This is a genomic window from Enterobacter sp. C3_dUdeg (genome assembly GCF_057536195.1).
Genome location: NZ_BAAKFX010000001.1, coordinates 1,484,130 through 1,508,485, shown reverse-complemented (window position 1 = coordinate 1,508,485; position 24,356 = coordinate 1,484,130). Strand labels below are relative to the sequence as shown.

24 protein-coding genes are annotated in these 24,356 nt (G+C 55.6%); 21 read left to right on the top strand and 3 right to left on the bottom strand.

Translation table 11 applies throughout. The features are described 5' to 3' along the window. Positions 1 to 17: 17 nt before the first annotated feature. The 20 genes from plsX (at position 18) to AC27FC_RS07110 (ending at position 18,010) form a co-directional block, all read left to right on the top strand. Positions 18 to 1,052 carry a phosphate acyltransferase PlsX gene (gene plsX, locus AC27FC_RS07205; protein WP_060568787.1) on the top strand — a complete coding sequence of 345 codons (1,035 nt, stop codon included), beginning with the start codon at positions 18 to 20 and terminating at the stop codon, positions 1,050 to 1,052. Positions 1,053 to 1,058: 6 nt separating this feature from the next. Beyond that, positions 1,059 to 2,012: a beta-ketoacyl-ACP synthase III gene (locus AC27FC_RS07200; protein WP_487159875.1), complete on the top strand. Its 954-nt coding sequence runs from the start codon at positions 1,059 to 1,061 to the stop codon at positions 2,010 to 2,012. Between the two features lie 15 nt (positions 2,013 to 2,027). Beyond that, positions 2,028 to 2,957, top strand: a complete 930-nt coding sequence (fabD, locus tag AC27FC_RS07195; RefSeq protein ID WP_094934964.1) for an ACP S-malonyltransferase — start codon at positions 2,028 to 2,030, stop codon at positions 2,955 to 2,957. Between the two features lie 12 nt (positions 2,958 to 2,969). Further along, the gene (gene fabG, locus AC27FC_RS07190; RefSeq protein WP_008500795.1) at positions 2,970 to 3,704 is read left to right on the top strand and encodes a 3-oxoacyl-ACP reductase FabG; all 735 of its coding nucleotides are present in this window, start codon (positions 2,970 to 2,972) and stop codon (positions 3,702 to 3,704) included. Between the two features lie 277 nt (positions 3,705 to 3,981). Then, positions 3,982 to 4,218 carry an acyl carrier protein gene (gene acpP / locus AC27FC_RS07185; protein ID WP_003857954.1) on the top strand — a complete coding sequence of 79 codons (237 nt, stop codon included), beginning with the start codon at positions 3,982 to 3,984 and terminating at the stop codon, positions 4,216 to 4,218. A gap of 91 nt (positions 4,219 to 4,309) precedes the next feature. Beyond that, positions 4,310 to 5,551 carry a beta-ketoacyl-ACP synthase II gene (gene fabF / locus AC27FC_RS07180; RefSeq protein ID WP_024909028.1) on the top strand — a complete coding sequence of 414 codons (1,242 nt, stop codon included), beginning with the start codon at positions 4,310 to 4,312 and terminating at the stop codon, positions 5,549 to 5,551. 120 nt (positions 5,552 to 5,671) lie between these two features. Continuing rightward, positions 5,672 to 6,481 carry an aminodeoxychorismate lyase gene (gene pabC, locus AC27FC_RS07175; RefSeq protein ID WP_094934966.1) on the top strand — a complete coding sequence of 270 codons (810 nt, stop codon included), beginning with the start codon at positions 5,672 to 5,674 and terminating at the stop codon, positions 6,479 to 6,481. Positions 6,482 to 6,483: 2 nt separating this feature from the next. Then, on the top strand, positions 6,484 to 7,506 hold the full coding sequence (gene yceG / locus AC27FC_RS07170; RefSeq protein WP_487159870.1) for a cell division protein YceG: 1,023 nt from the start codon (positions 6,484 to 6,486) through the stop codon (positions 7,504 to 7,506). After that, a complete protein-coding gene (tmk, locus tag AC27FC_RS07165; RefSeq protein ID WP_087822338.1) occupies positions 7,496 to 8,137 on the top strand; it encodes a dTMP kinase in 642 nt (213 codons plus the stop codon). The genes yceG and tmk overlap by 11 nt, the downstream gene beginning before the upstream one ends. Then, positions 8,134 to 9,138: a DNA polymerase III subunit delta' gene (gene holB, locus AC27FC_RS07160; RefSeq protein WP_094934967.1), complete on the top strand. Its 1,005-nt coding sequence runs from the start codon at positions 8,134 to 8,136 to the stop codon at positions 9,136 to 9,138. Before tmk ends, holB begins: the two co-directional genes overlap by 4 nt. 10 nt (positions 9,139 to 9,148) lie before the next feature. Continuing rightward, positions 9,149 to 9,943, top strand: coding sequence for a metal-dependent hydrolase (locus AC27FC_RS07155; protein ID WP_029739870.1), 795 nt, complete (start codon positions 9,149 to 9,151; stop codon positions 9,941 to 9,943). A gap of 297 nt (positions 9,944 to 10,240) precedes the next feature. Beyond that, entirely contained in the window at positions 10,241 to 11,674 is a 1,434-nt protein-coding gene (gene ptsG / locus AC27FC_RS07150; protein WP_023311158.1) for a PTS glucose transporter subunit IIBC, read from the top strand. Positions 11,675 to 11,921: 247 nt separating this feature from the next. Further along, positions 11,922 to 12,281: a purine nucleoside phosphoramidase gene (gene hinT / locus AC27FC_RS07145; protein WP_033145218.1), complete on the top strand. Its 360-nt coding sequence runs from the start codon at positions 11,922 to 11,924 to the stop codon at positions 12,279 to 12,281. Position 12,282: 1 nt separating this feature from the next. Continuing rightward, positions 12,283 to 12,657 carry a YcfL family putative periplasmic lipoprotein gene (locus AC27FC_RS07140; RefSeq protein ID WP_023311159.1) on the top strand — a complete coding sequence of 125 codons (375 nt, stop codon included), beginning with the start codon at positions 12,283 to 12,285 and terminating at the stop codon, positions 12,655 to 12,657. 13 nt (positions 12,658 to 12,670) lie between these two features. After that, entirely contained in the window at positions 12,671 to 13,315 is a 645-nt protein-coding gene (lpoB, locus tag AC27FC_RS07135) for a penicillin-binding protein activator LpoB (protein ID WP_103791505.1), read from the top strand. After that, the gene (thiK, locus tag AC27FC_RS07130; protein WP_064672285.1) at positions 13,296 to 14,120 is read left to right on the top strand and encodes a thiamine kinase; all 825 of its coding nucleotides are present in this window, start codon (positions 13,296 to 13,298) and stop codon (positions 14,118 to 14,120) included. The genes lpoB and thiK overlap by 20 nt, the downstream gene beginning before the upstream one ends. Positions 14,121 to 14,131: 11 nt before the next feature. After that, entirely contained in the window at positions 14,132 to 15,157 is a 1,026-nt protein-coding gene (gene nagZ, locus AC27FC_RS07125; protein WP_069303902.1) for a beta-N-acetylhexosaminidase, read from the top strand. A gap of 34 nt (positions 15,158 to 15,191) precedes the next feature. After that, positions 15,192 to 15,734 (top strand): alpha/beta hydrolase YcfP, encoded by a 543-nt coding sequence (gene ycfP, locus AC27FC_RS07120; protein ID WP_008500781.1) that lies wholly within the window; start codon positions 15,192 to 15,194, stop codon positions 15,732 to 15,734. Positions 15,735 to 15,972: 238 nt separating this feature from the next. Then, positions 15,973 to 17,277 carry an NAD(P)/FAD-dependent oxidoreductase gene (locus AC27FC_RS07115; protein ID WP_023335290.1) on the top strand — a complete coding sequence of 435 codons (1,305 nt, stop codon included), beginning with the start codon at positions 15,973 to 15,975 and terminating at the stop codon, positions 17,275 to 17,277. Positions 17,278 to 17,470: 193 nt separating this feature from the next. Beyond that, on the top strand, positions 17,471 to 18,010 hold the full coding sequence (locus AC27FC_RS07110; RefSeq protein ID WP_008500779.1) for a glycine zipper 2TM domain-containing protein: 540 nt from the start codon (positions 17,471 to 17,473) through the stop codon (positions 18,008 to 18,010). A 59-nt stretch (positions 18,011 to 18,069) separates the two neighbouring features. On the opposite strand, the gene AC27FC_RS07105 is transcribed toward AC27FC_RS07110, so the two are convergent. Further along, a complete protein-coding gene (locus AC27FC_RS07105) occupies positions 18,070 to 18,705 on the bottom strand; it encodes a TetR/AcrR family transcriptional regulator (protein WP_029739866.1) in 636 nt (211 codons plus the stop codon). 244 nt (positions 18,706 to 18,949) lie between these two features. On the opposite strand from AC27FC_RS07105, the gene bhsA reads away from it, so the two are divergent. After that, positions 18,950 to 19,207: a multiple stress resistance protein BhsA gene (gene bhsA, locus AC27FC_RS07100; protein WP_023616599.1), complete on the top strand. Its 258-nt coding sequence runs from the start codon at positions 18,950 to 18,952 to the stop codon at positions 19,205 to 19,207. A 75-nt stretch (positions 19,208 to 19,282) separates the two neighbouring features. On the opposite strand, the gene ldtC is transcribed toward bhsA, so the two are convergent. Continuing rightward, positions 19,283 to 20,248, bottom strand: a complete 966-nt coding sequence (gene ldtC / locus AC27FC_RS07095) for a L,D-transpeptidase LdtC (RefSeq protein ID WP_196354587.1) — start codon at positions 20,246 to 20,248, stop codon at positions 19,283 to 19,285. A gap of 584 nt (positions 20,249 to 20,832) precedes the next feature. Next, positions 20,833 to 24,279: a transcription-repair coupling factor gene (gene mfd / locus AC27FC_RS07090; RefSeq protein WP_094935718.1), complete on the bottom strand. Its 3,447-nt coding sequence runs from the start codon at positions 24,277 to 24,279 to the stop codon at positions 20,833 to 20,835. Positions 24,280 to 24,356: the final 77 nt, after the last annotated feature.

The following is a 24,356-nucleotide window of genomic DNA, read 5'->3' as shown; positions in this document are numbered from 1 at the left end:
CAGGCTGCGACGATACCTTGACACGTCTAACCCTGGCGTTAGATGTCATGGGGGGAGATTTTGGCCCTTCCGTGACAGTGCCTGCAGCATTGCAGGCACTGAATTCTAATTCGCAACTCACACTTCTTTTAGTCGGCAATCCCGACGCAATCACGCCATTACTCGCAAAAGCTGACTTTGAACAACGTTCGCGTCTGCAGATTATTCCTGCGCAGTCAGTTATTGCCAGTGATGCCCGACCCTCGCAGGCGATTCGCAATAGTCGTGGCAGCTCTATGCGGATAGCGCTGGAGCTGGTGAAAGAAGGGCGAGCTCAGGCTTGCGTCAGCGCGGGAAATACCGGCGCGCTGATGGGGCTGTCGAAATTGCTGCTCAAACCTATTGAAGGTATTGAGCGCCCTGCGCTGGTAACGGTGTTACCGCATCAGCAGAAGGGCAAGACGGTGGTGCTCGATTTGGGCGCTAACGTCGACTGTGATAGTACTATGCTGGCTCAGTTTGCCGTGATGGGATCGGTGCTGGCAGAAGAAGTTGTCGGGATCAACACTCCCCGTGTTGCGTTACTGAACATTGGTGAAGAAGAGACCAAAGGCCTGGACAGCATTCGCGAAGCAGCTGAATTGCTCAAACAGGTTCCCTCCATCAACTATATTGGTTATCTCGAAGCCAATGAGTTGTTGACGGGTAAAACGGATGTTCTGGTGTGCGATGGCTTCACCGGAAACGTCACGTTGAAGACCATGGAAGGGGTCGTACGCATGTTTCTTTCTCTGCTGAAATCTCAGGGAGAAGGCAAAAAAAGCGCCTGGTGGCTGATTTTATTGAAGCGTTGGTTACAAAAGAGCCTGACGCGGCGATTCAGTCACCTCAACCCCGACCAGTATAATGGCGCCTGTCTGTTAGGATTGCGCGGCATCGTGATTAAGAGTCATGGCGCCGCCAATCAGCGAGCATTTGCTGTCGCGATTGAACAGGCAGTGCAGGCGGTGCAGCGACAAGTCCCTCAGCGGATTGCCGCTCGCCTGGAATCTGTATTAGCTAAAAGTGACTGAGCGTACATGTATACGAAGATTTTAGGTACCGGCAGCTACCTGCCAAAACAAGTGCGTACCAACGCCGATCTGGAAAAAATGGTAGATACGTCTGACGAGTGGATTGTCACGCGCACAGGTATCCGTGAACGTCGTATTGCCGCGCCAGACGAAACCGTGTCGACCATGGGTTACGAAGCCGCACAGCGTGCTATCGAAATGGCGGGCATTGATAAAGAACAGATTGGTTTGATCGTGGTCGCCACGACGTCTGCCACGCATGCTTTCCCAAGCGCAGCATGCCAGGTGCAGAACATGCTCGGCATTAAAGGCTGTCCGGCGTTTGACGTCGCTGCCGCGTGCGCAGGCTTCACCTATGCGCTGAGCGTTGCCGATCAGTACGTGAAATCCGGTGCCGTTAAATATGCGCTGGTGATCGGTGCTGACGTGCTGGCGCGTACCTGCGATCCAACCGAACGTGGAACGATCATTATTTTTGGTGATGGTGCGGGTGCAGTGCTGCTGGGGCAGTCCGAAGAGCCAGGTATCATCTCTACGCATCTGCATGCTGATGGCAGCTATGGCGAACTGTTGACCCTGCCTAACGCCGATCGCGTTAATCCGGACAACTCGATTTACCTGACTATGGCAGGGAACGAGGTGTTCAAGGTGGCGGTAACCGAGCTTGCACACATCGTTGATGAAACGCTGGAAGCGAATAACCTTGAGCGTACCGCACTCGACTGGCTGGTGCCGCATCAGGCGAACCTGCGTATCATCAGCGCGACCGCGAAAAAGCTGGGCATGTCGATGGATAACGTTGTGGTGACGCTGGATCGTCACGGCAACACCTCTGCGGCGTCGGTACCGTGCGCATTTGATGAAGCGGTACGCGATGGACGAATCAAACGGGGCCAGCTGGTCTTGCTTGAAGCCTTCGGTGGCGGGTTCACCTGGGGTTCCGCGCTGGTTCGTTTCTAGTATAAGGAATAAAAAATGACGCAATTTGCTTTTGTGTTCCCGGGCCAGGGCTCTCAAACCGTTGGGATGTTGTCTGAAATGGCAGCACGCTATCCGGTAATTGAAGAGACTTTCCGTGAAGCTTCTGATGCACTGGGTTATGATTTATGGGCGCTGACCCAGCAGGGGCCGGCCGAAGAACTGAACAAAACCTGGCAGACCCAGCCAGCGCTGCTGACCGCGTCCGTTGCGCTGTGGCGTGTCTGGCAGCAGCAGGGCGGTAAAGCGCCAGCGCTGCTCGCGGGTCACAGCCTGGGTGAATACTCTGCGCTGGTGTGTGCCAGCGTGATCGCGTTTGCTGACGCGGTACGTCTGGTTGAACTGCGCGGTAAATTCATGCAGGAAGCGGTGCCGGAAGGCACGGGCGGCATGTCTGCCATCATCGGTCTGGATGATGCTGCAATTGCAAAAGCGTGTGAAGAATCTGCTGAAGGCCAGGTTGTCTCTCCGGTAAACTTCAACTCTCCGGGCCAGGTGGTTATTGCCGGTCATAAAGAAGCGGTTGAACGTGCGGGTGCGGCCTGTAAAGCAGCGGGTGCTAAGCGTGCGCTGCCGCTGCCGGTCAGCGTGCCGTCTCACTGTGCGCTGATGAAGCCTGCTGCCGAAAAACTGGCGGTTGAGCTGGAAAAAATTACGTTTAACGCACCGACGATTTCCGTTGTGAACAACGTCGATGTGAAATGCGAAACCACGCCGGAAGCGATCCGTGACGCGCTGGTTCGCCAGCTCTACAGCCCGGTACAGTGGACTAAAACCGTTGAGTTTATGGCCGCTCAGGGCGTTGAGCACCTGTATGAAGTCGGCCCAGGTAAAGTCCTCACCGGTCTGACAAAACGTATTGTTGACACCCTGACAGCCTCGGCAATTAACGAGCCGGAAGCGATGTCAGCGGCACTCTCGCAATAAAAGAGGAATACCATGAGTTTTGAAGGAAAAATCGCCCTGGTCACTGGCGCAAGCCGCGGTATCGGGCGTGCAATTGCTGAAACACTGGTTGCGCGCGGCGCGAAGGTGATTGGTACAGCAACCAGCGAGAATGGCGCTCAGGCCATCAGCGAGTATCTGGGTGCAAATGGTAAAGGTCTGGTACTGAATGTGACCGAACCTGCATCTATCGAATCTGTTCTGGAAAATATTCGCGCAGAGTTTGGTGAAGTGGATATTCTGGTAAACAATGCCGGGATCACTCGCGATAACCTGTTAATGCGAATGAAAGACGACGAGTGGAACGATATCATCGAAACCAACCTGTCATCTGTATTCCGTCTGTCAAAAGCGGTAATGCGCGCTATGATGAAAAAGCGTCATGGACGTATTATCACTGTCGGTTCTGTGGTTGGTACCATGGGAAATGCTGGTCAGGCTAACTACGCTGCGGCGAAAGCAGGTCTGATTGGTTTCAGTAAGTCGCTGGCGCGTGAAGTCGCGTCCCGCGGTATTACTGTAAACGTTGTTGCTCCGGGCTTTATTGAAACGGACATGACGCGTGCGCTGACTGATGAGCAGCGTGCGGGTACGCTGGCGGCAGTTCCGGCGGGTCGTCTTGGCGACCCTAAAGAAATCGCCAGTGCGGTTGCATTTTTAGCCTCTGACGAAGCGGGTTACATCACTGGTGAGACCCTCCACGTCAACGGCGGGATGTATATGGTTTAACCACGAGATACACTAAATCATTCTGGTTGGATCAAGGCGGCAAGACCGAGAAGCCTGGGAGCATAGATTACTATGTGACCGGGATTAGAGGGCGCAGCCAACGCAGAGGCAGCCTGGATGATGACGTGTAGAAAAATATTTGCGTTATTAGGGCAAATGGCCTCAAAATAACGTAAAATCGTGGTACGAACTGCCGGGATTTAGTTGCAAATTTTTCAACATTTTATACACTACGAAAACCATCGCGAAAGCGAGTTTTGATAGGAAATTTAAGAGTATGAGCACTATCGAAGAACGCGTTAAGAAAATTATCGGCGAACAGCTGGGCGTTAAGCAGGAAGAAGTTGTGAACTCCGCTTCCTTCGTTGAAGACCTGGGCGCAGATTCTCTTGACACCGTTGAGCTGGTAATGGCTCTGGAAGAAGAGTTTGATACTGAGATTCCGGACGAAGAAGCTGAGAAGATCACCACCGTTCAGGCTGCCATTGATTACATCAACGGTCACCAGGCGTAAGTGAACATCTCCAGGCGGTCATTCGACCGCCTGAGTTTTATCTTTTTTAGTCCCACGAATCTCTTTTTTTATCCCTCCCTGGAGGACAAACGTGTCTAAGCGTCGTGTAGTTGTGACCGGACTTGGCATGTTGTCTCCTGTCGGCAATACCGTAGAGTCCACCTGGAAAGCTCTCCTTGCCGGTCAGAGCGGCATCAGCCTAATCGACCATTTCGATACTAGCGCCTATGCAACGAAATTTGCTGGCTTAGTAAAGGATTTTAACTGTGAAGAGATCATCTCGCGCAAAGAACAGCGCAAGATGGATGCCTTCATTCAATATGGAATTGTCGCTGGCGTTCAGGCCATGCAGGATTCTGGCCTTGTGATTACGGAAGAGAACGCAACCCGTATTGGCGCCGCTATCGGCTCCGGGATTGGCGGTCTTGGCCTGATCGAGGAAAACCATACATCTCTGATGAATGGCGGCCCGCGTAAGATCAGCCCGTTCTTCGTTCCGTCCACGATTGTTAACATGGTGGCGGGTCACCTGACCATCATGTTCGGCCTGCGTGGGCCAAGCATTTCTATCGCGACTGCCTGTACGTCTGGCGTACATAACATCGGCCAGGCCGCGCGCATTATTGCGTACGGCGATGCAGATGCTATGGTTGCGGGCGGTGCTGAAAAAGCCAGTACCCCACTGGGTGTCGGCGGTTTTGGTGCGGCGCGTGCGCTGTCTACCCGCAATGATAACCCGCAGGCGGCGAGCCGTCCGTGGGATAAAGACCGTGACGGCTTCGTGCTGGGCGACGGGGCGGGCATGATCGTACTGGAAGAGTACGAACACGCGAAAAAACGCGGCGCGAAAATTTATGCTGAAATCGTTGGTTTCGGCATGAGCAGCGATGCTTACCACATGACGTCTCCTCCTGAGAACGGCGCGGGTGCTGCGCTGGCGATGGAAAACGCGATTCGTGATGCGGGTATTACCCCAGCACAAATTGGCTACGTGAACGCGCACGGTACTTCTACACCTGCAGGCGATAAAGCTGAAGCTCAGGCGGTTAAGTCTATCTTCGGCGAATCTGCCAGCCGCGTAATGGTGAGCTCCACCAAGTCCATGACCGGTCACCTGTTGGGTGCGGCGGGTGCAGTAGAGTCAATCTACTCCATCCTTGCGCTGCGCGATCAGGCTGTTCCGCCAACCATCAACCTGGATAACCCGGATGAAGGTTGCGATCTGGACTTCGTTCCTCACGAAGCGCGTCAGGTTAGCGGTATGGAGTACACCCTGTGTAACTCCTTCGGCTTCGGCGGCACCAACGGTTCTCTGATCTTCAAAAAGATCTGATCCTGACGTCCCGATAGCTTTTAAAAAGGTCCGCTTGCCGGGCCTTTTTTATTAAGCCTAATCTTCTTGTCGGCTGCATGACATCCTGCCAGACTAAATGCCCACGCATAAGGAGCCACCATGTTTTTAATCAATGGCCTTGAGCAGGACACGCTGCCTGCCAGCGACAGGGCGATACAGTTCGGTGATGGTTGCTTTACGACGGCGCGCATTCTGGACGGCGATGTCTGCCTGCTGGAGGCGCACATTCGACGCCTGCAGCATGGCTGTGAAAAGCTCATGATCCCCTTTACGCACTGGGACACGTTGCGACAGGAAATGTGCCAGTTGGCAAGCGGGAAGGACAGCGGCGTACTCAAAGTCATCATCAGCCGCGGCAGTGGAGGCCGGGGTTACAGCGCCGCATCGTGTATCAACCCTACGCGTATTCTCTCCGTTTCTGCTTATCCCGCGCATTACACTCGCTGGCGAGAAGACGGCATCACGCTGACGCTGAGCCCAGTACGACTGGGACGAAACCCGATGTTGGCCGGGCTTAAGCATCTCAACCGCCTCGAGCAGGTGCTCATTCGTACTCATCTTGAACAGACGGACGCCGATGAGGCGCTGGTTCTTGACAGCGAAGGGTTCATTACGGAATGCTGTGCGGCTAATTTACTCTGGCGGCAGGGGGAAGAGGTGTTCACTCCGTCGCTGGAACACGCTGGCGTAAATGGGTTAATGCGTCAGTTTTGTCTGCAACAGCTGGCACGCTCTGACTTTCGCGTTGTCGAAGTTAGCGCAGGAGAAGCGGCGCTACAGACCGCCGATGAAGTCATCATCTGCAATGCGCTGATGCCTGTTGTACCCGTCCGTGCGTATGGCCAACAACGCTGGTCTTCGCGCGAGCTGTTTCAGTTTTTAGCCCCGATATGTGAGCAAACCAGATAGTCATGAAAAAAATGTTGCGCGTTGTCCTTATCCTCATCGTTGCGCTGGGCGTCGCCGGCGGAGCAGGCGTATGGAAAGTTCGCCAGCTGGCTAACAGCAAGATCCTGGTTAAAGAGGAAACGATCTTTACCCTGAAAGCGGGAACCGGCCGTCAGGCGCTTGGGGAACAGCTCTATGGCGACAAGATTATTAATCGTCCACGCGTATTCCAGTGGCTATTGCGCGTGGAACCTGAGCTGTCACATTTCAAAGCCGGTACCTATCGTTTTACGCCGGGAATGACCGTCAGAGAGATGCTGCAGCTGCTGGAAAGCGGTAAAGAAGCCCAGTTCCCACTGCGGTTTGTGGAAGGGATGCGCCTGAGCGATTACGTCAAACAACTGCGTGACGCGCCGTATATCAAACATACCTTAAAAGACGATAGCTATCAGACGGTGGCAGAAGCGCTGAAGCTTGAACATCCGGAATGGGTGGAAGGCTGGTTCTGGCCAGACACCTGGATGTACACGGCAGGCACGACCGATGTGGCTATCCTGAAGCGGGCGCATAAAAAAATGGTTGCCGCCGTAGATGCCGCCTGGGAAGGGCGGATGGAAGGATTGCCTTACAGCGATCCGAACCAGTTCGTCACCATGGCCTCGATCATCGAGAAAGAGACGGCCGTCGCTGCTGAGCGCGATCGGGTGGCGTCAGTATTTATCAACCGTCTGCGCATCGGCATGCGTCTGCAAACCGACCCTACCGTAATCTACGGCATGGGTGAGAGCTATACCGGCAAGATCTCAAGAAAAGATCTGGAGACGCCAACGGCGTATAATACCTACGTGATTAGCGGTTTACCGCCGGGCCCGATCGCCACGCCGAGCGAGGCGTCGCTCAAAGCCGCCGCGCATCCGGCTAAAACACCGTATCTCTATTTTGTGGCTGATGGAAAAGGGGGGCATACCTTTAACACCAACCTTGCCAGCCACAATCGCTCTGTTCAGGACTATCTGAAGGCACTTAAGGAAAAAAATGCGCAGTAAATACATTGTCATTGAGGGACTCGAAGGGGCGGGTAAAACCACTGCCCGCAACGTGGTGGTGGATACGCTCAAAGCGCTTGGCGTGGGGGACATGGTATTTACCCGCGAGCCGGGCGGCACGCAGCTGGCTGAAAAGCTGCGCAGCCTGGTACTGGATATCAAATCCGTCGGCGACGAAGTTATCACTGACAAAGCCGAAGTGCTGATGTTCTACGCGGCGCGCGTTCAGCTGGTTGAGACGGTGATCAAACCCGCCCTGGCCGAGGGCAAGTGGGTGATCGGCGACCGTCACGATCTGTCGACTCAGGCGTATCAGGGCGGAGGACGCGGCATCGACCAGACAATGCTGGCAACGCTACGTAATGCCGTACTGGGTGATTTTCGCCCCGACCTGACGCTCTATCTGGATGTGACCCCGGAAGTGGGTCTCAAACGTGCCCGCGCGCGCGGCGAGCTGGACCGCATTGAACAAGAGTCGTTTGATTTCTTTAACCGCACCCGTGCGCGCTATCTTGAGCTGGCCGCACAGGACAGCTCAATTTGTACCATCGATGCGACGCAGTCTCTGGACGACGTTACGCGCGACATTCAGCACACCATTACGCAGTGGGTGCAGGAGCAGCAGGCATGAAATGGTATCCATGGTTGCGCCCACACTTTGAACAGCTGATCGGCAGCTATCAGGCGGGTCGGGGGCATCATGCGTTACTGATTCAGGCGTTGCCAGGAATGGGTGATGATGCGTTGATTTATGCCATCACCCGTTTTCTGATGTGTCAGCAGCCGGAAGGGCACAAGAGCTGTGGTAAATGCCGTGGCTGTCAGCTGATGCAGGCGGGCACGCATCCTGACTACTACACCCTTGAGCCTGAGAAGGGTAAAAGCGCGCTCGGTATCGATGCCGTGCGTGAAGTCAGTGAAAAATTGTATGAACACGCGCGACTGGGCGGCGCTAAAGTGGTCTGGCTTAAAGACGCCACGCTGCTTACCGAGGCGGCGGCTAACGCCCTGCTTAAAACCCTGGAAGAGCCGCCGGTTAAAACGTGGTTTTTCCTCTCATGCCGTGACCCGGGACGATTACTGGCAACGTTGCGCAGCCGTTGTCGTCTTCATCACCTTGCAGTACCTCAGGAATCGTGGGCGCTGAGCTGGCTTGAACGAGAGGTGACAACGTCACCTGAAAGCGCGCTGTCCGCCTTACGCCTGAGCAGCGGCGCGCCCGCGGCGGCGCTGGCACTACTGCAGCCTGACGTATGGTCAGAGCGAGAAACGCTCTGCCGGGCCGTAGATGCGTCGCTGAACAGTCACGACTGGCTAAGTTTACTGCCTGCGCTTAACAGCGATCGGGCCGTTGATCGTCTGCACTGGCTGGCCTCCCTACTGCTGGATGCGCTCAAAATCCAGCAAGGTGCAACGCTTCTGACTAACCCGGACGCGTTGCCGCTGGTGAATACGCTGGCGAACCGCCTCTCAGGGAAGATTCTTCACGCGATGCTCCATGACATCTGCCAGAGCCGTGAACAGCTTTTAACCGTGACGGGTCTTAATCGCGAGCTTTTACTGACCGACCAGTTACTGCGTATCGAACATTACCTGCAACCCGGCGTCACACCGCCAGTTTCCCATCTCTGAGAGAGACATTATGTTTTTAGTCGACTCACACTGCCATCTTGATGGCCTGGATTATCAATCCCTGCATAAAAACGTGGATGACGTGCTGGCAAAAGCCGCTGCCCGCGATGTGAAATTCTGTCTTGCGGTGGCGACGACGCTGCCGGGCTACCGCTCCATGCGTGAGCTGGTGGGCGTTCGCGATAACGTGGTGTTCTCCTGCGGCGTGCACCCGCTGAATCAGGACGAGGCCTACGATGTTGAGGATCTGCGCCGACTGGCAGCAGAAGAGGGCGTGGTAGCGATGGGCGAGACCGGGCTGGACTATTTTTACACGCCGGAAACCAAACCGCGCCAGCAGGAGTCCTTCCGCAACCATATTCGCATTGGTCGGGAACTGAATAAGCCGGTTATCGTCCACACCCGCGATGCGCGTGCGGATACTCTGGCTATCCTCCGGGAAGAAAACGTGACGGATTGCGGTGGCGTACTACACTGTTTCACAGAAGACAGAGAAACGGCGGGGAAGCTGCTTGATTTGGGGTTTTATATCTCGTTTTCGGGGATCGTGACGTTCCGTAACGCTGAGCAGCTGCGTGATGCTGCACGTTATGTTCCGCTCGATCGCATTCTGGTGGAGACGGATTCTCCGTACCTGGCACCGGTACCGCATCGCGGTAAAGAGAACCAGCCCGCTATGACGAGAGATGTGGCTGAGTACATGGCCGTACTGAAGGGCGTCAGCATCGATGAGCTGGCCCGCGTGACGACGGAAAACTTTTCCACGCTGTTCCATATCGACCCCGCCCGCCTGCAATCTGTCTGATACACCTGTTTTTTTTAGGCTCGTAATTAATAAGTAAAGCGAGTAAAGTTCACCGCCTCATTTGGGGCGGTGAGTGTGTATTTAGACACATCTGGACATGCTTTTTGTAAATAACTGAAAGTTTTTCGACCGCCTTAAGCTGAAACGTGATAGCCGTCAAACAAACTCAGAGGGAATTATTTTACTCTGTGTAATAAATAAAGGGCGCTTAGATGTCCTGTCCACGGCACGGTACTCCCCCCGGGCCAATGCGTGAAAGCGTAAAAAAAGCACAAATACTCAGGAGCACTCTCAATTATGTTTAAGAATGCATTTGCTAACCTGCAAAAGGTCGGTAAATCGCTGATGCTGCCAGTATCCGTACTGCCTATCGCAGGTATCCTGCTGGGTGTCGGTTCTGCTAACTTCAGCTGGCTGCCAGCCGTAGTGTCCCACGTGATGGCCGAAGCAGGCGGTTCTGTCTTTGCTAACATGCCACTGATCTTCGCGATCGGTGTGGCTCTGGGCTTCACCAATAACGACGGCGTTTCTGCGCTGGCTGCAGTGGTTGCCTACGGCATCATGGTGAAAACCATGGCTGTGGTTGCGCCGCTGGTTCTGCATTTACCGGCAGAAGAGATCGCCGCGAAACACCTGGCGGACACCGGTGTTCTGGGCGGTATCATCTCCGGTGCGATTGCAGCGTATATGTTTAACCGCTTCTATCGCATCAAGCTGCCTGAGTATCTGGGCTTCTTCGCGGGCAAGCGTTTCGTTCCGATCATCTCTGGTCTGGCAGCGATTTTCACTGGCGTGATCCTGTCCTTCATCTGGCCACCAATCGGCTCTGCTATCCAGACCTTCTCTCAGTGGGCTGCTTACCAGAACCCGGTTGTGGCGTTTGGTATCTACGGCTTCATCGAGCGTTGCCTGGTACCATTCGGTCTGCACCACATCTGGAACGTTCCATTCCAGATGCAGATTGGTGAATTCACCAACGCAGCAGGTCAGGTATTCCACGGCGATATCCCACGTTACATGGCGGGCGACCCAACTGCAGGTAAACTGTCTGGTGGCTTCCTGTTCAAAATGTACGGTCTGCCAGCAGCTGCGATTGCTATCTGGCACTCTGCTAAGCCAGAGAACCGTGCAAAAGTGGGCGGTATCATGATCTCCGCAGCGCTGACCTCGTTCCTGACCGGTATCACCGAGCCGATCGAGTTCTCCTTCATGTTCGTTGCGCCGATCCTGTACGTTATCCACGCGATTCTGGCGGGCCTGGCGTTCCCAATCTGTATCCTGCTGGGTATGCGTGACGGTACGTCCTTCTCTCACGGTCTGATCGACTTCATCGTTCTGTCCGGTAACAGCAGCAAACTGTGGCTGTTCCCAATCGTGGGTGCGTGCTATGCCGTTGTTTACTACACCATCTTCCGCGTGCTGATTAAAGCACTGGACCTGAAAACTCCGGGTCGTGAAGATGCGACAGAAGACAGCAAAGCTGGCGCTACCAGCGAAATGGCTCCGGCACTGGTCGCAGCGTTCGGCGGTAAAGAGAACATCACTAACCTGGACGCGTGCATCACTCGTCTGCGTGTGAGCGTTGCCGACGTGGCGAAAGTAGACCAGCCGGGTCTGAAAAAACTGGGCGCAGCGGGCGTAGTTGTTGCAGGTTCTGGTGTACAGGCAATCTTCGGTACCAAATCCGATAACCTGAAAACCGAAATGGATGAGTACATCCGCAGCAACTAAGTTGTGACCTGGGGAGACTAAGGCAGCCGAATGGCTGCCTTTTTTATTTGTGTCTTAAAAAACGCCACTGAGACGCGAGAGCGGTCACTCTTCAGTCAGCTGATGAACATTCAGGAAAGAAATCGAGGGAGGAGGTTGAAAGGACAGGAGAAACTCGCTCATACTCTTGGATTGTGTCACACACCGATCCCGGGAGTGTGTTTACAGCGGACGCATTGCGCCAGATTAAACAAAAAAGGAAAAGGTCATGGCTGAAGAAACGATTTTCAGTAAAATTATCCGCCGCGAAATCCCGTCGGATATCGTCTATCAGGATGAACTGGTGACGGCTTTCCGGGACATTTCCCCTCAGGCCCCGACGCACATCCTTATCATTCCCAATATTCTGATTCCGACTGTAAACGACGTAAAAACCGAGCATGAAGTGGCGTTAGGTCGTATGCTGACGGTGGCTGCCAGAATCGCTGAACAGGAAGGGATTGCAGAAGACGGTTACCGTCTGATCATGAACTGCAACCGTCATGGTGGCCAGGAAGTTTATCATATTCACATGCATCTGCTGGGTGGACGTCCTCTGGGGCCGATGCTGGCACATAAAGGTCTTTGACATGCTGAAAGGGCGTATTGCAGCGCTGGTAATGGCGATGATGATTGTGGGGTGCAGCTCGCGTCCGGCGATCCCCGTGAATGATGAACAGACGCTGGTCATGGAGTCCTCCGTGCTTGCCGCGGGCATCACGGCGCAACAGCCCGCGTTGACCATCAGTGAAATCAACTCATCTGCCTCCTCTACGCTCTTTAATGAAAGACATGAACCGGTGACGGTCCACTACCGTTTTTTCTGGTATGACGTAAGAGGTCTTGAAATGCATCCGCTGGAGGCGCCGCGCAGCGTCACCATTCCGGCCAGGTCGTCGGTAACGCTCTATGGCAGCGCCAACTATCTGGGTGCGCATAAGGTGAGACTTTATCTTTATCTCTGAGGGGTGAACCTTGATTAAAAATTTGAGCCGCTATGCGCTCGTGACAGCTTTCGCTCTGTTTCTTGCAGGGTGTGTGACCCGAACTGAACAGCCTGCGCCTGTGGAAGAGGCTAAACCGGGTACTGAACAGCCGACACCGCCAACGCAGCAGCAGCCAACCGTGCCGTCTGTACCGTCTATTCCGGCGCAGCCAGGCCCGATTGAACATCCGGACCAGACGTCACAGCCCACGCCGCGCGTGCGCCATTACGACTGGAACGGGGCGATGCAGCCGATGGTAGGCAAAATGCTGCAGGCGCAGGGCGTGACGGCGGGCAGCGTATTGCTGGTCGACAGCGTGAACAACCGTACCAACGGTTCGCTGAACGCGGGTGAAGCCACGGAAACCCTGCGTAATGCTCTGGCTAACAACGGCAAGTTTACGCTGGTCTCGGCTCAGCAGCTCGCCGTCGCCAAACAGCAGCTGGGCCTGTCGCCGCAGGATAGCCTCGGTACCCGCAGCAAGGCGATCGGCATTGCACGTAACGTTGGCGCGCAGTATGTGCTTTACTCTAACGCCACCGGTAACGTGAATACCCCAGCCCTGCAGATGCAGCTGATGCTGGTTCAGACAGGCGAAATTATCTGGTCAGGTAAAGGTGCGGTTACGCAACAATGACGGCACGCGTGAAGAGATTCTGACGCGCTATTTTCCTCAGTACCGCCTTATCGCGCCGCAGGCCCATTCCGGGCTTGGCGGCGCGAGTTGCATTATAGAACAGGGCGAACGACGTCTGGTCTTGCGGCAAAATCACGACCCCGACGCGCCTGCCTCCCATTTCCGTCGTCAGTTTCGTGCCCTGAGACGTCTTCCGGCGGATCTCGTACCTGCCCCTCGTTTTTTTAGACAGGGCTGGATGGCCGTCGACTATCTGGAAGGTGAAGTTAAAAGCGCGCTGCCGGACACGCCGGAGCTTGCGGCGGTGCTGTATCATCTGCACCGGCAGCCACGTCTGGGGTGGCGAACGACGTTATTCCCGCTGCTTGAACATTACTGGCAGCAAGCCCTGCCTGACAGGCGTACTCCAGTGTGGCTGGCACATCTTAAGCGGCTGCGTAAAACGGGCGAGCCGCAGCCGATTCGGCTCACGCCGCTGCATATGGATGTTCATGCCGGGAATATTGTTCATACGCCAGCGGGGATCAGGCTTATCGACTGGGAGTATGCCGGAGATGGCGATGTGGCGCTGGAGCTGGCGGCCGTCTGGACGGAGAGTGAAGCCGCGCGGCAGATGCTCATCAGGGGCTACTCCCGGGTGGCACATATTGACCCCGACGCGCTGAGGCGTCAGGTCAGACGCTGGCGACCATGGGTCATCATGTTAATGGCAGGCTGGTTTGAAATGCGCTATCGGCAGTCCAGAGACAAACAATTTATTGCGCTGGCAGACGATGCCTGGCGTCAGTTACAAACTAAAGGATAAGAGAGGTGGATGTGGGTCCAGTCATGTTGGATGTTGAAGGGTTTGAGCTGGATGCGGAGGAGCGTGAAATTCTGGCGCATCCGCTGGTGGGTGGCCTGATCCTGTTTACCCGCAACTATCACGATCCGGCGCAGCTGCGCGAGCTGGTGCGTCAGATCCGCGCCGCGTCGCGTAACCATCTGGTGGTGGCCGTCGATCAGGAAGGCGGGCGCGTGCAGCGTTTTCGCGACGGTTTTACCCGTCTCCCGGCAGCCCAGTCATTCGCCGCGCTGCTCGGCACGGAAGAGGGTGGAAAACTGGCGCAGGAGGCCGGCTGGCTGATGGCCAGCGAAATGATTGCCATGGATATCGACATCAGCTTTGCCCCGGTGCTGGATGTAGGGCATATCAGCGCTGCCATTGGCGAGCGCTCATACCATGAAGACCCGCGTATTGCGCTGGCAATGGCAACCCGGTTCATCGACGGCATGCACGATGCAGGAATGAAAACCACCGGGAAACACTTCCCGGGTCACGGGGCGGTGACGGCGGATTCTCACAAAGAGACCCCGCGCGATCCGCGCCCGGAAGCGGAAATTCGCGCCAAAGATATGTCGGTTTTCCAGTCGCTTATCACCTATAACAAGCTGGATGCCATTATGCCCGCGCACGTGATTTATAGCGACGTCGACCCGCGTCCTGCCAGCGGTTCTCCGCACTGGCTGAAAACCGTTCTGCGTCAGGAACTGGGCTTCAACGGCGTGATTTTCTCTGACGATTTGTCGATGGAAGGGGCCGCGATCATGGGCAGCTACGCTGAACGCGGTCAGGCATCGCTGGATGCAGGTTGCGATATGATCCTGGTCTGCAATAATCGTAAAGGTGCCGTTAGCGTGCTGGATAACCTGTCGCCGATCAATGCAGAGCGTGTTACACAATTGTATCATAAAGGTTCATTTAGCCGTCAGGAGCTGATGGATTCGGCGCGCTGGAAGACGGTCAACGCCCGGCTTGAAGACCTGAATGAGCGCTGGCAGGCACATAAAGCCAGCCTGTAAACCCTCCCGGAAGGCGTAGCGTGGTGAGAAGACGATGATCATCTATTTACACGGTTTTGACTCAAACAGTCCTGGTAATCATGAGAAGGTGCTGCAGCTGCAGTTTATCGATCCGGATGTACGGTTGATCAGCTACAGCACGCGTCATCCGAAGCATGATATGCAGCATCTGCTCAAAGAGGTGGACAAGATGTTGCAGCTCAACGTCGACGATCGCCCGTTGATTTGCGGCGTAGGGCTGGGCGGCTACTGGGCGGAGCGGATTGGCTTCCTGTGCGACATTCGCCAGGTGGTGTTCAATCCTAACCTGTTCCCGAACGAGAACATGGAAGGCAAAATTGACCGTCCGGAAGAGTATGTCGATATTGCGACCAAGTGCGTGAGCAACTTCCGTGAGAAAAACCGCGACCGCTGCCTGGTGATCCTTTCCCGTAATGATGAAGCGCTCAACAGCCATCGGGCAGCAGAGCTCCTGCATCATTACTATGAGATCGTCTGGGACGAAGAACAGACCCACAAGTTCAAAAACATCTCCCCGCATCTGCAGCGTATCAAAGCGTTTAAAACGCTGGGTTAATCAATTTCCCGCATGCATCAAAGCCCGGCCGCGAAAGCGTGCCGGGCTTTCTTTTTGACCAGAATTGTCTACTTTTAAGCCATCAAAACTTGACGCATATCAATTTTGGTATGACCAATGCGCCTGACGTGGTATTCTCAATGCACCTGAATGGTTTCAGTGCTGTAACCTGTTGTTAATTAAGGGTTATTTTTATAACTTTTAATTAACAATTGGTTAATAATTTGAGGGGGTCACGTTGACTACGCCATTGAAAAAGATAGTGATTGTAGGCGGTGGTGCTGGCGGGCTGGAGCTGGCTACACAGCTAGGCAAGAAGCTGGGTCGCGGTAAAAAAGCCAAAATTACGCTGGTGGATCGTAACCATAGCCACCTGTGGAAACCGCTGCTGCACGAAGTGGCGACCGGTTCTCTGGATGAGGGCGTGGACGCGCTCAGCTATCTGGCGCACGCCCGTAACCATCATTTCCAGTTCCAGCTGGGCTCGGTGGTGGACATCAACCGTGAAAGCAAAACCATCACCCTGGCAGAGCTGCGCGATGAAAAAGGGGAGCTGCTGGTTCCCGAGCGTAAACTGGCGTACGACACGCTGGTCATGGCGCTGGGCAGTACCTCCAACGACTTCAACACGCCGGGCGTTAAAGAGCACTGTATCTTCCTCGATAACCCGCACCAGGCGCGTCGTTTCCATCAGGAAATGCTGAACCTGTTCCTGAAGTACACCAGCAATATGGGTGCGAACGGTAAGGTGAATATCGCTATTGTCGGCGGCGGCGCGACGGGCGTTGAGCTGTCAGCGGAGCTGCACAATGCGGTGAAGCAGCTGCACAGCTACGGTTACAAAGGGTTAACTAACGAAGCGCTGAACGTCACGCTGGTTGAAGCCGGTGAACGCATCCTGCCTGCGCTGCCTCCGCGTATTTCCGGTGCGGCGCACAATGAGCTCACCAAACTGGGCGTGCGGGTGCTGACGCAAACCATGGTGACTAGCGCCGACGAAGGCGGCCTGCACACCAAAGACGGCGAATATATCAAAGCGGATCTGATGGTCTGGGCGGCAGGTATCAAAGCGCCTGACTTTATGAAAGAGATCGGCGGTCTGGAAACCAACCGCATTAACCAGCTGGTAACCGAGCCAACGCTGCAAACCACGCGCGATCCTGAAATCTTTGCCATCGGTGACTGTGCCTCCTGCGCGCGTCCTGAAGGTGGATTCGTGCCGCCGCGCGCGCAGGCCGCTCACCAGATGGCAAGTCTGGTGCTGCACAACATTCTGGCGCAGTACAAAGGCAAGCCAATGAAAGCCTATGTCTACAAAGACCACGGTTCACTGGTGTCGCTGTCAAACTTCTCTACTGTCGGCAGCCTGATGGGCAACCTGATGCGCGGCTCAATGATGGTAGAAGGGCGCATTGCCCGCTTCGTGTATATCTCCCTGTACCGCATGCACCAGATTGCGCTGCACGGCTACTTCAAAACCGGGCTGATGATGCTGGTGGGCAGAATCAACCGCGTGATCCGTCCGCGTCTGAAGCTGCACTAATCTTTCACTCCCTCCGGGCCCTCCGGAGGGAGTTTTTAGCATTTCATGCTGTAGATCACAGTTTGACTGCTTAAGAGTTCTCCTAAATACAATATATCTCCTCTCAACGCCCCTTTTTTGATCCTTTATCTTATTGGCGAAGCCGTGCCTCCATTGCAAAATTGTTACCAATAGCAACAAAGGAGGAAGTCCCGTGAATAAATCAATGTTGGCGGGTATAGGGATTGGCGTCGCGGCTGCGTTAGGTGTGGCTGCCGTTGCCAGTCTCAACGTATTAGATCGCGGCCCGCAGTATGCACAGGTGGTTTCTGCTACACCGATTAAAGAAACCGTAAAAACGCCTCGTCAGGAGTGCCGTAACGTCTCCGTGACGCACCGTCGTCCGGTGCAGGATGAAAACCGCATTGCCGGTTCTGTTCTGGGTGCGGTAGCGGGTGGCGTAATTGGTCACCAGTTTGGCGGCGGCCGGGGTAAAGACGTGGCGACTGTGGTCGGCGCGCTGGGTGGCGGCTATGCCGGTAACCAGGTGCAGGGCGCGATGCAGGATAATGATACCTACACCACGACTCAGCAACGCTGCAAAACCGTCTATGACAAGTCGGAAAAAATGCTGGGCTATGACGTGACCTACAAAATTGGCGATCAGCAGGGCAAAATCCGCATGGATAAAGACCCGGGCACGCAAATTCCACTGGATGGAAACGGCCAGCTGGTTCTGAATAACAAAGTGTAAAAAAGATGTTCTCTGAATTTAGCTCCTCATGCGCTCAGGCTGAGGAGCTTTTTTTTGCTTCAGATTTTCAGTAGCTCAGGCCACAGCCGCAGCGTGGTTTCGCTAATATGCTGCAGTTTTTCCAGCGTGGCCCCTTCGCGGGCGCTGATCGACATCCCCTGCAAAATACAGCTCAGGTATTGTGCCAGCAGCTGAGGGTTGCATTGCGCGGGGATTTCACCGCGCTGCTGGCGCTGAGCCAGAAATGCGCTGAGGGTCTCCTCCTGCATGGCATGCCGTGATTTCACCGTATTGGCAATCTCTTTAGAGGACGCCGCCAGGGTGGCAGAGGTGTTAATCATAAAGCAGCCCGCAGGCGTCTCTTTACTGGTGAAACAGGTCGCGACGGCGGTGAAATAGTCCCGAAGCGCCTGTTCAACGCTTTTCTCTTCGCAGAACAGCTGGGCTTCGTGTTTCGCCGCAAAGCGCGAAATGTATCTGTCCAGCACCGCCCTGAACAGCCCCTCTTTATTGGTAAATTCGGCATACAGCGTCGGCGCTTTGGCTCCGGTAGCTTCTACCAGATCGGAAAGCGAGGTTGCTTCATACCCATGTTGCCAGAAGAGAGTCATGGCCTTATCAAGCGCTGCATCCCTGTCAAACACTTTTGGTCGGCCACGGCTTTTCTTCGCACAACTCGTGACATCGGTTGTCATTTGCCGTTGGTCCTCTGTTGGTTTGGTGAATGACCATTATAAAAATAAACGCAACCCACCACCAGTGCAGAATGCTTAAAAATAAATTAATCATATATGTATGAAAAATAACAATTTTAAAATTAAGTTAACGATCGTTATAAAATCATGTTGACGCGTGACCTGGATCACATTTATGATTTACCTATCGATCGTTAACTAAATGATTAACGACCTCCAAATTCATCTGCTAAAGGTAAATATCATGAAAAACGTAAAAACTCTCATCGCTGCCGCTGTCCTGAGTTCACTCTCTTTCGCAAGCTTTGCTGCTGTACAGGTACAATCCACCCCTGCTGACCAGCATAAAGTCGGGACAATCTCTGCGTCTGCAGGTACTAACCTGGGTTCCCTGGAAGATCAGCTGGCGCAAAAAGCGCAAGAGATGGGGGCAAAATCTTACCGCATCACCTCAGTGACCGGTCCTAACACCCTGCACGGCACTGCTGTCATCTACAAATAAGCCGTGCATGAACCCTCATTTATGCCACTGCAATAAAAAACGCCCTGCTGAGCAGGGCGTTTTTTTATTTCTGATTTACATCGACTGCGGGACGACACCGTGATGCCGGGTGACATCGGTCGGCATGCCTGACCGGGCTTCCATCGCACGTTCCATCACCACGCTGTTGGTATTCGCATTCGTTTTGAAACTTACCATCGCGGCATTCAGGTTAATGGGCAGCGTCTGCGGATCGTCACCAATGTTTTTCGATAACGGCTGATGGATCTCAACCAGCCGCACGCCGCCGGGCTCCTCTGAAACTTTAATCGGCGTATTGATAATATTCACTTTGGTTCCCGGCGTAACGACGTTAAACAGCGTTTTGATATCGTCATCGCGCAGACGAATACAGCCGGAGCTGACGCGCATGCCGATGCCAAAGTCCGCATTCGTTCCGTGCAGCAGGTAGACGCCGCCGTATGCCGCGAGGCGTATCGCGTGGTGCCCCATCGGGTTATCCGGACCAGCCGGCACCACGGCAGGAAGATCGATCCCCTGGGCCTTATAGCGGGCACGAATGTTGGCCGTCGGGGTCCAGGTTGGATTCGCGCGTTTATCCGAGACGGTGGTGACCATCGTCGGCGTCAGCGTGTCGCCGCCCAGCTGACCAATACCGATAGGGTAGACGGTGACTTCATTTTTACCCGGTGGGTAATAGTACAGGCGCAGTTCGGCCAGGTTTATCACCATCCCCTCGCGCGGGGCGTCCGGCAGGATAGTCTGTAACGGGATGGTCAGTACGCTGCCCGCGCGCGGGACATACGGGTCGACGCCGGGGTTCGCCTGCAGCAGGGCCAGAAAACCGACGTTATATTTTTTGGCAATCGCTTCCAGTGAACCACCATTATTTTCAACCACATGAAAGCGGTTTTCACCCACCACCTTGCTGCCGGGAGGGGGAAGGGGCCAGGTGTTTGCCCGGGCGGGAAGCGCCACCGCGACGGTGGCTGCCAGCGCCAACAGGGTCATCCAGCGAGTAAAACGCGAAGAGGTCATCATCACCATAATCCATGCAAATGATAAGGTTATTGTTTTATAAGACGTTAAACATAATTATGGCGAATGGGTATGTCGGGAAGATCGGGTGAAGTGCAAAGAGTTTGTAAATTGTCCCCCCGTAGCGCCGGGCTAACAGGGGGAAGGGATCCCCATAAAATAATGCCTGAACGGACGACCCCCTCACCCTTGAGGGAGAGGGTTGGGGTGAGGGGGAACATACGGCTCTGGTGGTCATTCCGTTCACTTCATGTTCCTTGCTACTCTTTAACGACATAACCGGTGAACGTGCCAGGGGGGCTCAATCGCCACCACCCTGGTGACCCGGGCTCCCGGCAGTAAATCGCCGCTTCGCGGTGCACTCGGCTTATTCCTTCCGGCTTATCGGGGACGGGCGGAGGCAACGTCCATGTAAAGCCCGCCCCCTCGGCGCATCCCTGCGCCTCGCCCCGGCCTGCAAGGAAACGCCTCAGCGATTTACAGCCGGACCAGGGGGGCGCTGTAAGCTGTTCATTCCCGGAAGCAACTTTCATCGCTTCCGGTTAATAAACTACATGAAACTCCTCAGCTAACAGGGGAAAGGCAAGTTATGCGATCGCGTTCTCTTCCAGCTGACGCATAAAGTTACGCACCCAGTCCATACGGGTTTTGCGCTCCGTCAGCTCCTGGGTAAATTTCAGACGGGTTGGACCATCCAGACGGAAATGCTGCGGCTGTTTTTGCAGCAGGCCGATTAGCCACATCGGGTTGACGTGATTCTTCTCGGCGAATTCAATCACGCCGCCTTTTTCATTGCCTTCAAGCTTGCGGATCCCCAACTTTTGCGCCTGCTGGCGCAGCCTCGCGATATCCAGCAAATTTCTCGCCGGATCGGGCAGCAGACCAAAGCGGTCAATCAGCTCCACCTTGATCTCTTCCAGCTCGTTCTCCTTCTTCGCGCTGGCGATGCGCTTGTAGAACGACAGTCGGGTATTCACGTCCGGAATAAAATCGTCCGGCAGCAGGGAAGGCATACGCAGCTCGACCTCGGTCTGCTGGCTGGTGAGATCTTCCAGCGACGGCTCGCGTCCGGCCTTCAGGGCATCAACCGCGTTTTCCAGCAGCTCCATATAGAGCGAGAAGCCGATGGTCTCCATGGAGCCGCTCTGGTCTTCACCCAGCAGCTCGCCGGCACCGCGGATCTCGAGATCGTGCGTCGCCAGCGCAAAGCCAGCGCCCAGGTCTTCCAGCGAGGCGATGGCTTCCAGACGCTTTTGCGCGTCGGTGGTCATCGCTTTCGGATGCGGCGTCAGCAGCCAGGCGTAGGCCTGATGGTGCGAACGCCCGACGCGGCCGCGCAGCTGGTGAAGCTGCGCCAGGCCAAAGTGATCCGCACGCTCAATGATGATGGTGTTCGCCGTCGGAATGTCGATCCCGGTCTCAATGATGGTGGTGCACACCAGCACGTTAAAGCGCTGGTGGTGGAAGTCGTTCATTACCCGTTCCAGCTCGCGCTCGCGCATCTGCCCGTGACCGATAGCTATGCGCGCTTCCGGCACCAGCTCCGCCAGCCTGTCCGCGGCTTTCTGGATGTTTTCCACGTCATTGTAGAGGTAGTAGACCTGACCTCCGCGCAGCACTTCACGCAGAATGGCCTCCCGCACCACCAGATTATCGTACTCGCGAACAAAGGTTTTCACCGCCAGACGGCGCGCCGGCGGCGTGGCAATAATCGACAGATCGCGCATGCCGCTCATCGCCATGTTGAGGGTTCGCGGGATTGGCGTTGCGGTCAGGGTGAGGATATCGACGTCGGCGCGCATCGCTTTGATTCGCTCTTTATGACGCACCCCGAAGCGGTGCTCTTCGTCGACGATCAGCAGCCCCAGATCTTTCCACTTCACGTCGCTTTGCAGCAGCTTGTGGGTGCCGATCAGAATATCGATTTTGCCTTCGCTGGCCTGCTCCAGGATCTGCGTCTGCTCTTTAGTGCTGCGAAAACGCGAGAGCATCTCGATACGTACCGGCCAGTTGGCGAAACGGTCGCGGAAGTTATCGAAGTGCTGCTGAGCGAGCAGGGTGGTCGGCACCAGCACCGCCACCTGCTTGTTGTTTTCCACCGCAAGGAAGGCGGCGCGCATCGCCACTTCGGTTTTGCCGAAGCCGACGTCGCCGCAGACTAAGCGGTCCATGGCCAGCGGCTGGCACATGTCGCTCAGCACGGCGTTGATGGCCTGGGCCTGATCCGGCGTGGTTTCAAACGGGAAGCTGTCGCAGAACAGCTGGTACTGTTCTTTATCGTGCTTAAAGGCGAAGCCCTGTTTGGCCGCGCGCTGGGCGTAGATATCCAGCAGCTCGGCCGCCACGTCGCGCACTTTTTCCGCCGCCTTCTGGCGCGCGCGCGCCCAGGCATCGCCGCCCAGCTTGTGCAGCGGCGCATTCTCTTCGGCGCCGCCCGCGTAGCGGCTGATCAGATGCAGGGAGGAGACCGGGACATACAGTTTGGCGTCGTTGGCGTAGGTGAGCATCAGGTATTCACCTTTGATGCCGCCCGCTTCCAGCGTGGTCATCCCCTGATAGCGCCCAACGCCGTGTTCCAGGTGAACAATCGGCTGGCCCGGGTGCAGCTCGGCCAGGTTACGGATCAGCGTGTCCGGGTTGATGGTCCGACGGCTGTCCTGACGGCGGCGCGCGACGCGCTCGCCCAGCAGGTCGCTTTCGCAAATCAGCGCCAGGTTGTTGAGCGTGTCGATGAATCCGTGCTCGGCGGCGCCAATCATCAGATAACGACCGTTTCCGGTCGCTTCGCTCAAACGCAGGATGCGCTTCGGCGCCACCTTGATGCGTCCCAGCAGTTCACCTAACGCTTCGCGGCGGCCTTCACTCTCAACGGAGAACACCACCGGGCCGGTGAAGGACTCCAGGAACTTGCGCAGATTATCCAGCGGGGATTTCTGCTGCGCCTGAACGGCCAGGTCCGGCAGCGTCCGGAAGGCGAGGTTGGTATTGGCGGCCTTGTCGGCAAGCGAATCGGTTTTCAGCTGCATGCGCGGCCAGCGCTTCAGCTCGGCGTTGAGCTCGTCGGTGCGCAGCCACAGCGCTTCCGGCGGCAGCAGCGGACGCATTGGGTCAACGCCACGGTTTTCAAAACGGGCGCGGGTTTCGCTTTCAAAGCGGCTGGCGCTGGCGTCGATATCCCCGGTGTTGACAATCAGCGTGTTCGCCGGGAAGTAGCTGAACAGGGCAGGCAGCGGCTCGTTGAAGAACAGCGGCTGCCAGTATTCGATCCCGGCTGGAAGCGTGCCTTTACTGACCTGCTGATAAATATGTTCCGCGTCGCGCTTCACCTCGAACTTATCGCGCCACTGGCTGCGGAACAGCTCGATAGCGGTTTTGTCCGTGGGGAACTCATGCGCGGGCAGTAAATTGATCGACTCGACTTCCTCCAGCGTGCGCTGCGTGTCGGCGTCGAATACGCGCAGGCTGTCGATTTCATCATCAAAGAAATCCAGACGATACGGCTGGTCGCTGCCCATCGGGTAAAGGTCAAGCAGCGCGCCGCGGGTCGCGTATTCCCCGTGCTCCATCACCTGGTCGACGTGGCGATAGCCGGCACCGTCAAGCTGCGCGCGCAGGGCATCACGGGAGAGGCGCTGGCCTTTTTTCATCACCAGCGCGTGACCGTGCAGATAGCTGTGCGGACAGACGCGCTGCATCAGGGTGTTCACCGGCACAATCAGCACGCCGCGCTGCATGGTCGGCAGCTGATAGAGCGTCGACAGGCGCGAGGAGATGATCTCCTGATGCGGAGAGAAGCTGTCATACGGCAGCGTCTCCCAGTCGGCCAGGCTGAATACCAGGCTATCGGTGAACTGGCGAATTTCGTCGTGCAGGCGCAGGGCGTTTTGCATATCCGGGGCAACCAGAATCACCGGGCCTGGGTGACGCTCGGCGATTTCCGCCACCAGCGTGGCGCACGCCGCGCCCGTGAGTTCACCCAGCTGGCGCTGGTCGCCCGCTTTGACAGGCAAGGAATAACGATAGTGTTCAAGCATGGCTATGTCAGAGTCTCTTATGGATATACCAACAGTATTGGGGCATATCACTGATACGCAATGTCTTTATTATCCTC

Coding starts and splice junctions, on each gene's coding strand:
- ldtC (WP_196354587.1), bottom strand. CDS start 20,248: ATGATGACCTCTTCGCGTTTTACTCGCTGGATGACCCTGTTGGCGCTG.
- hinT (WP_033145218.1), top strand. CDS start 11,922: ATGGCTGAAGAAACGATTTTCAGTAAAATTATCCGCCGCGAAATCCCG.
- acpP (WP_003857954.1), top strand. CDS start 3,982: ATGAGCACTATCGAAGAACGCGTTAAGAAAATTATCGGCGAACAGCTG.
- AC27FC_RS07140 (WP_023311159.1), top strand. CDS start 12,283: ATGCTGAAAGGGCGTATTGCAGCGCTGGTAATGGCGATGATGATTGTG.
- fabG (WP_008500795.1), top strand. CDS start 2,970: ATGAGTTTTGAAGGAAAAATCGCCCTGGTCACTGGCGCAAGCCGCGGT.
- fabD (WP_094934964.1), top strand. CDS start 2,028: ATGACGCAATTTGCTTTTGTGTTCCCGGGCCAGGGCTCTCAAACCGTT.
- yceG (WP_487159870.1), top strand. CDS start 6,484: ATGAAAAAAATGTTGCGCGTTGTCCTTATCCTCATCGTTGCGCTGGGC.
- AC27FC_RS07200 (WP_487159875.1), top strand. CDS start 1,059: ATGTATACGAAGATTTTAGGTACCGGCAGCTACCTGCCAAAACAAGTG.
- ptsG (WP_023311158.1), top strand. CDS start 10,241: ATGTTTAAGAATGCATTTGCTAACCTGCAAAAGGTCGGTAAATCGCTG.
- bhsA (WP_023616599.1), top strand. CDS start 18,950: ATGAAAAACGTAAAAACTCTCATCGCTGCCGCTGTCCTGAGTTCACTC.
- mfd (WP_094935718.1), bottom strand. CDS start 24,279: ATGCTTGAACACTATCGTTATTCCTTGCCTGTCAAAGCGGGCGACCAG.
- AC27FC_RS07155 (WP_029739870.1), top strand. CDS start 9,149: ATGTTTTTAGTCGACTCACACTGCCATCTTGATGGCCTGGATTATCAA.
- ycfP (WP_008500781.1), top strand. CDS start 15,192: ATGATCATCTATTTACACGGTTTTGACTCAAACAGTCCTGGTAATCAT.
- AC27FC_RS07105 (WP_029739866.1), bottom strand. CDS start 18,705: ATGACAACCGATGTCACGAGTTGTGCGAAGAAAAGCCGTGGCCGACCA.
- pabC (WP_094934966.1), top strand. CDS start 5,672: ATGTTTTTAATCAATGGCCTTGAGCAGGACACGCTGCCTGCCAGCGAC.
- holB (WP_094934967.1), top strand. CDS start 8,134: ATGAAATGGTATCCATGGTTGCGCCCACACTTTGAACAGCTGATCGGC.
- tmk (WP_087822338.1), top strand. CDS start 7,496: ATGCGCAGTAAATACATTGTCATTGAGGGACTCGAAGGGGCGGGTAAA.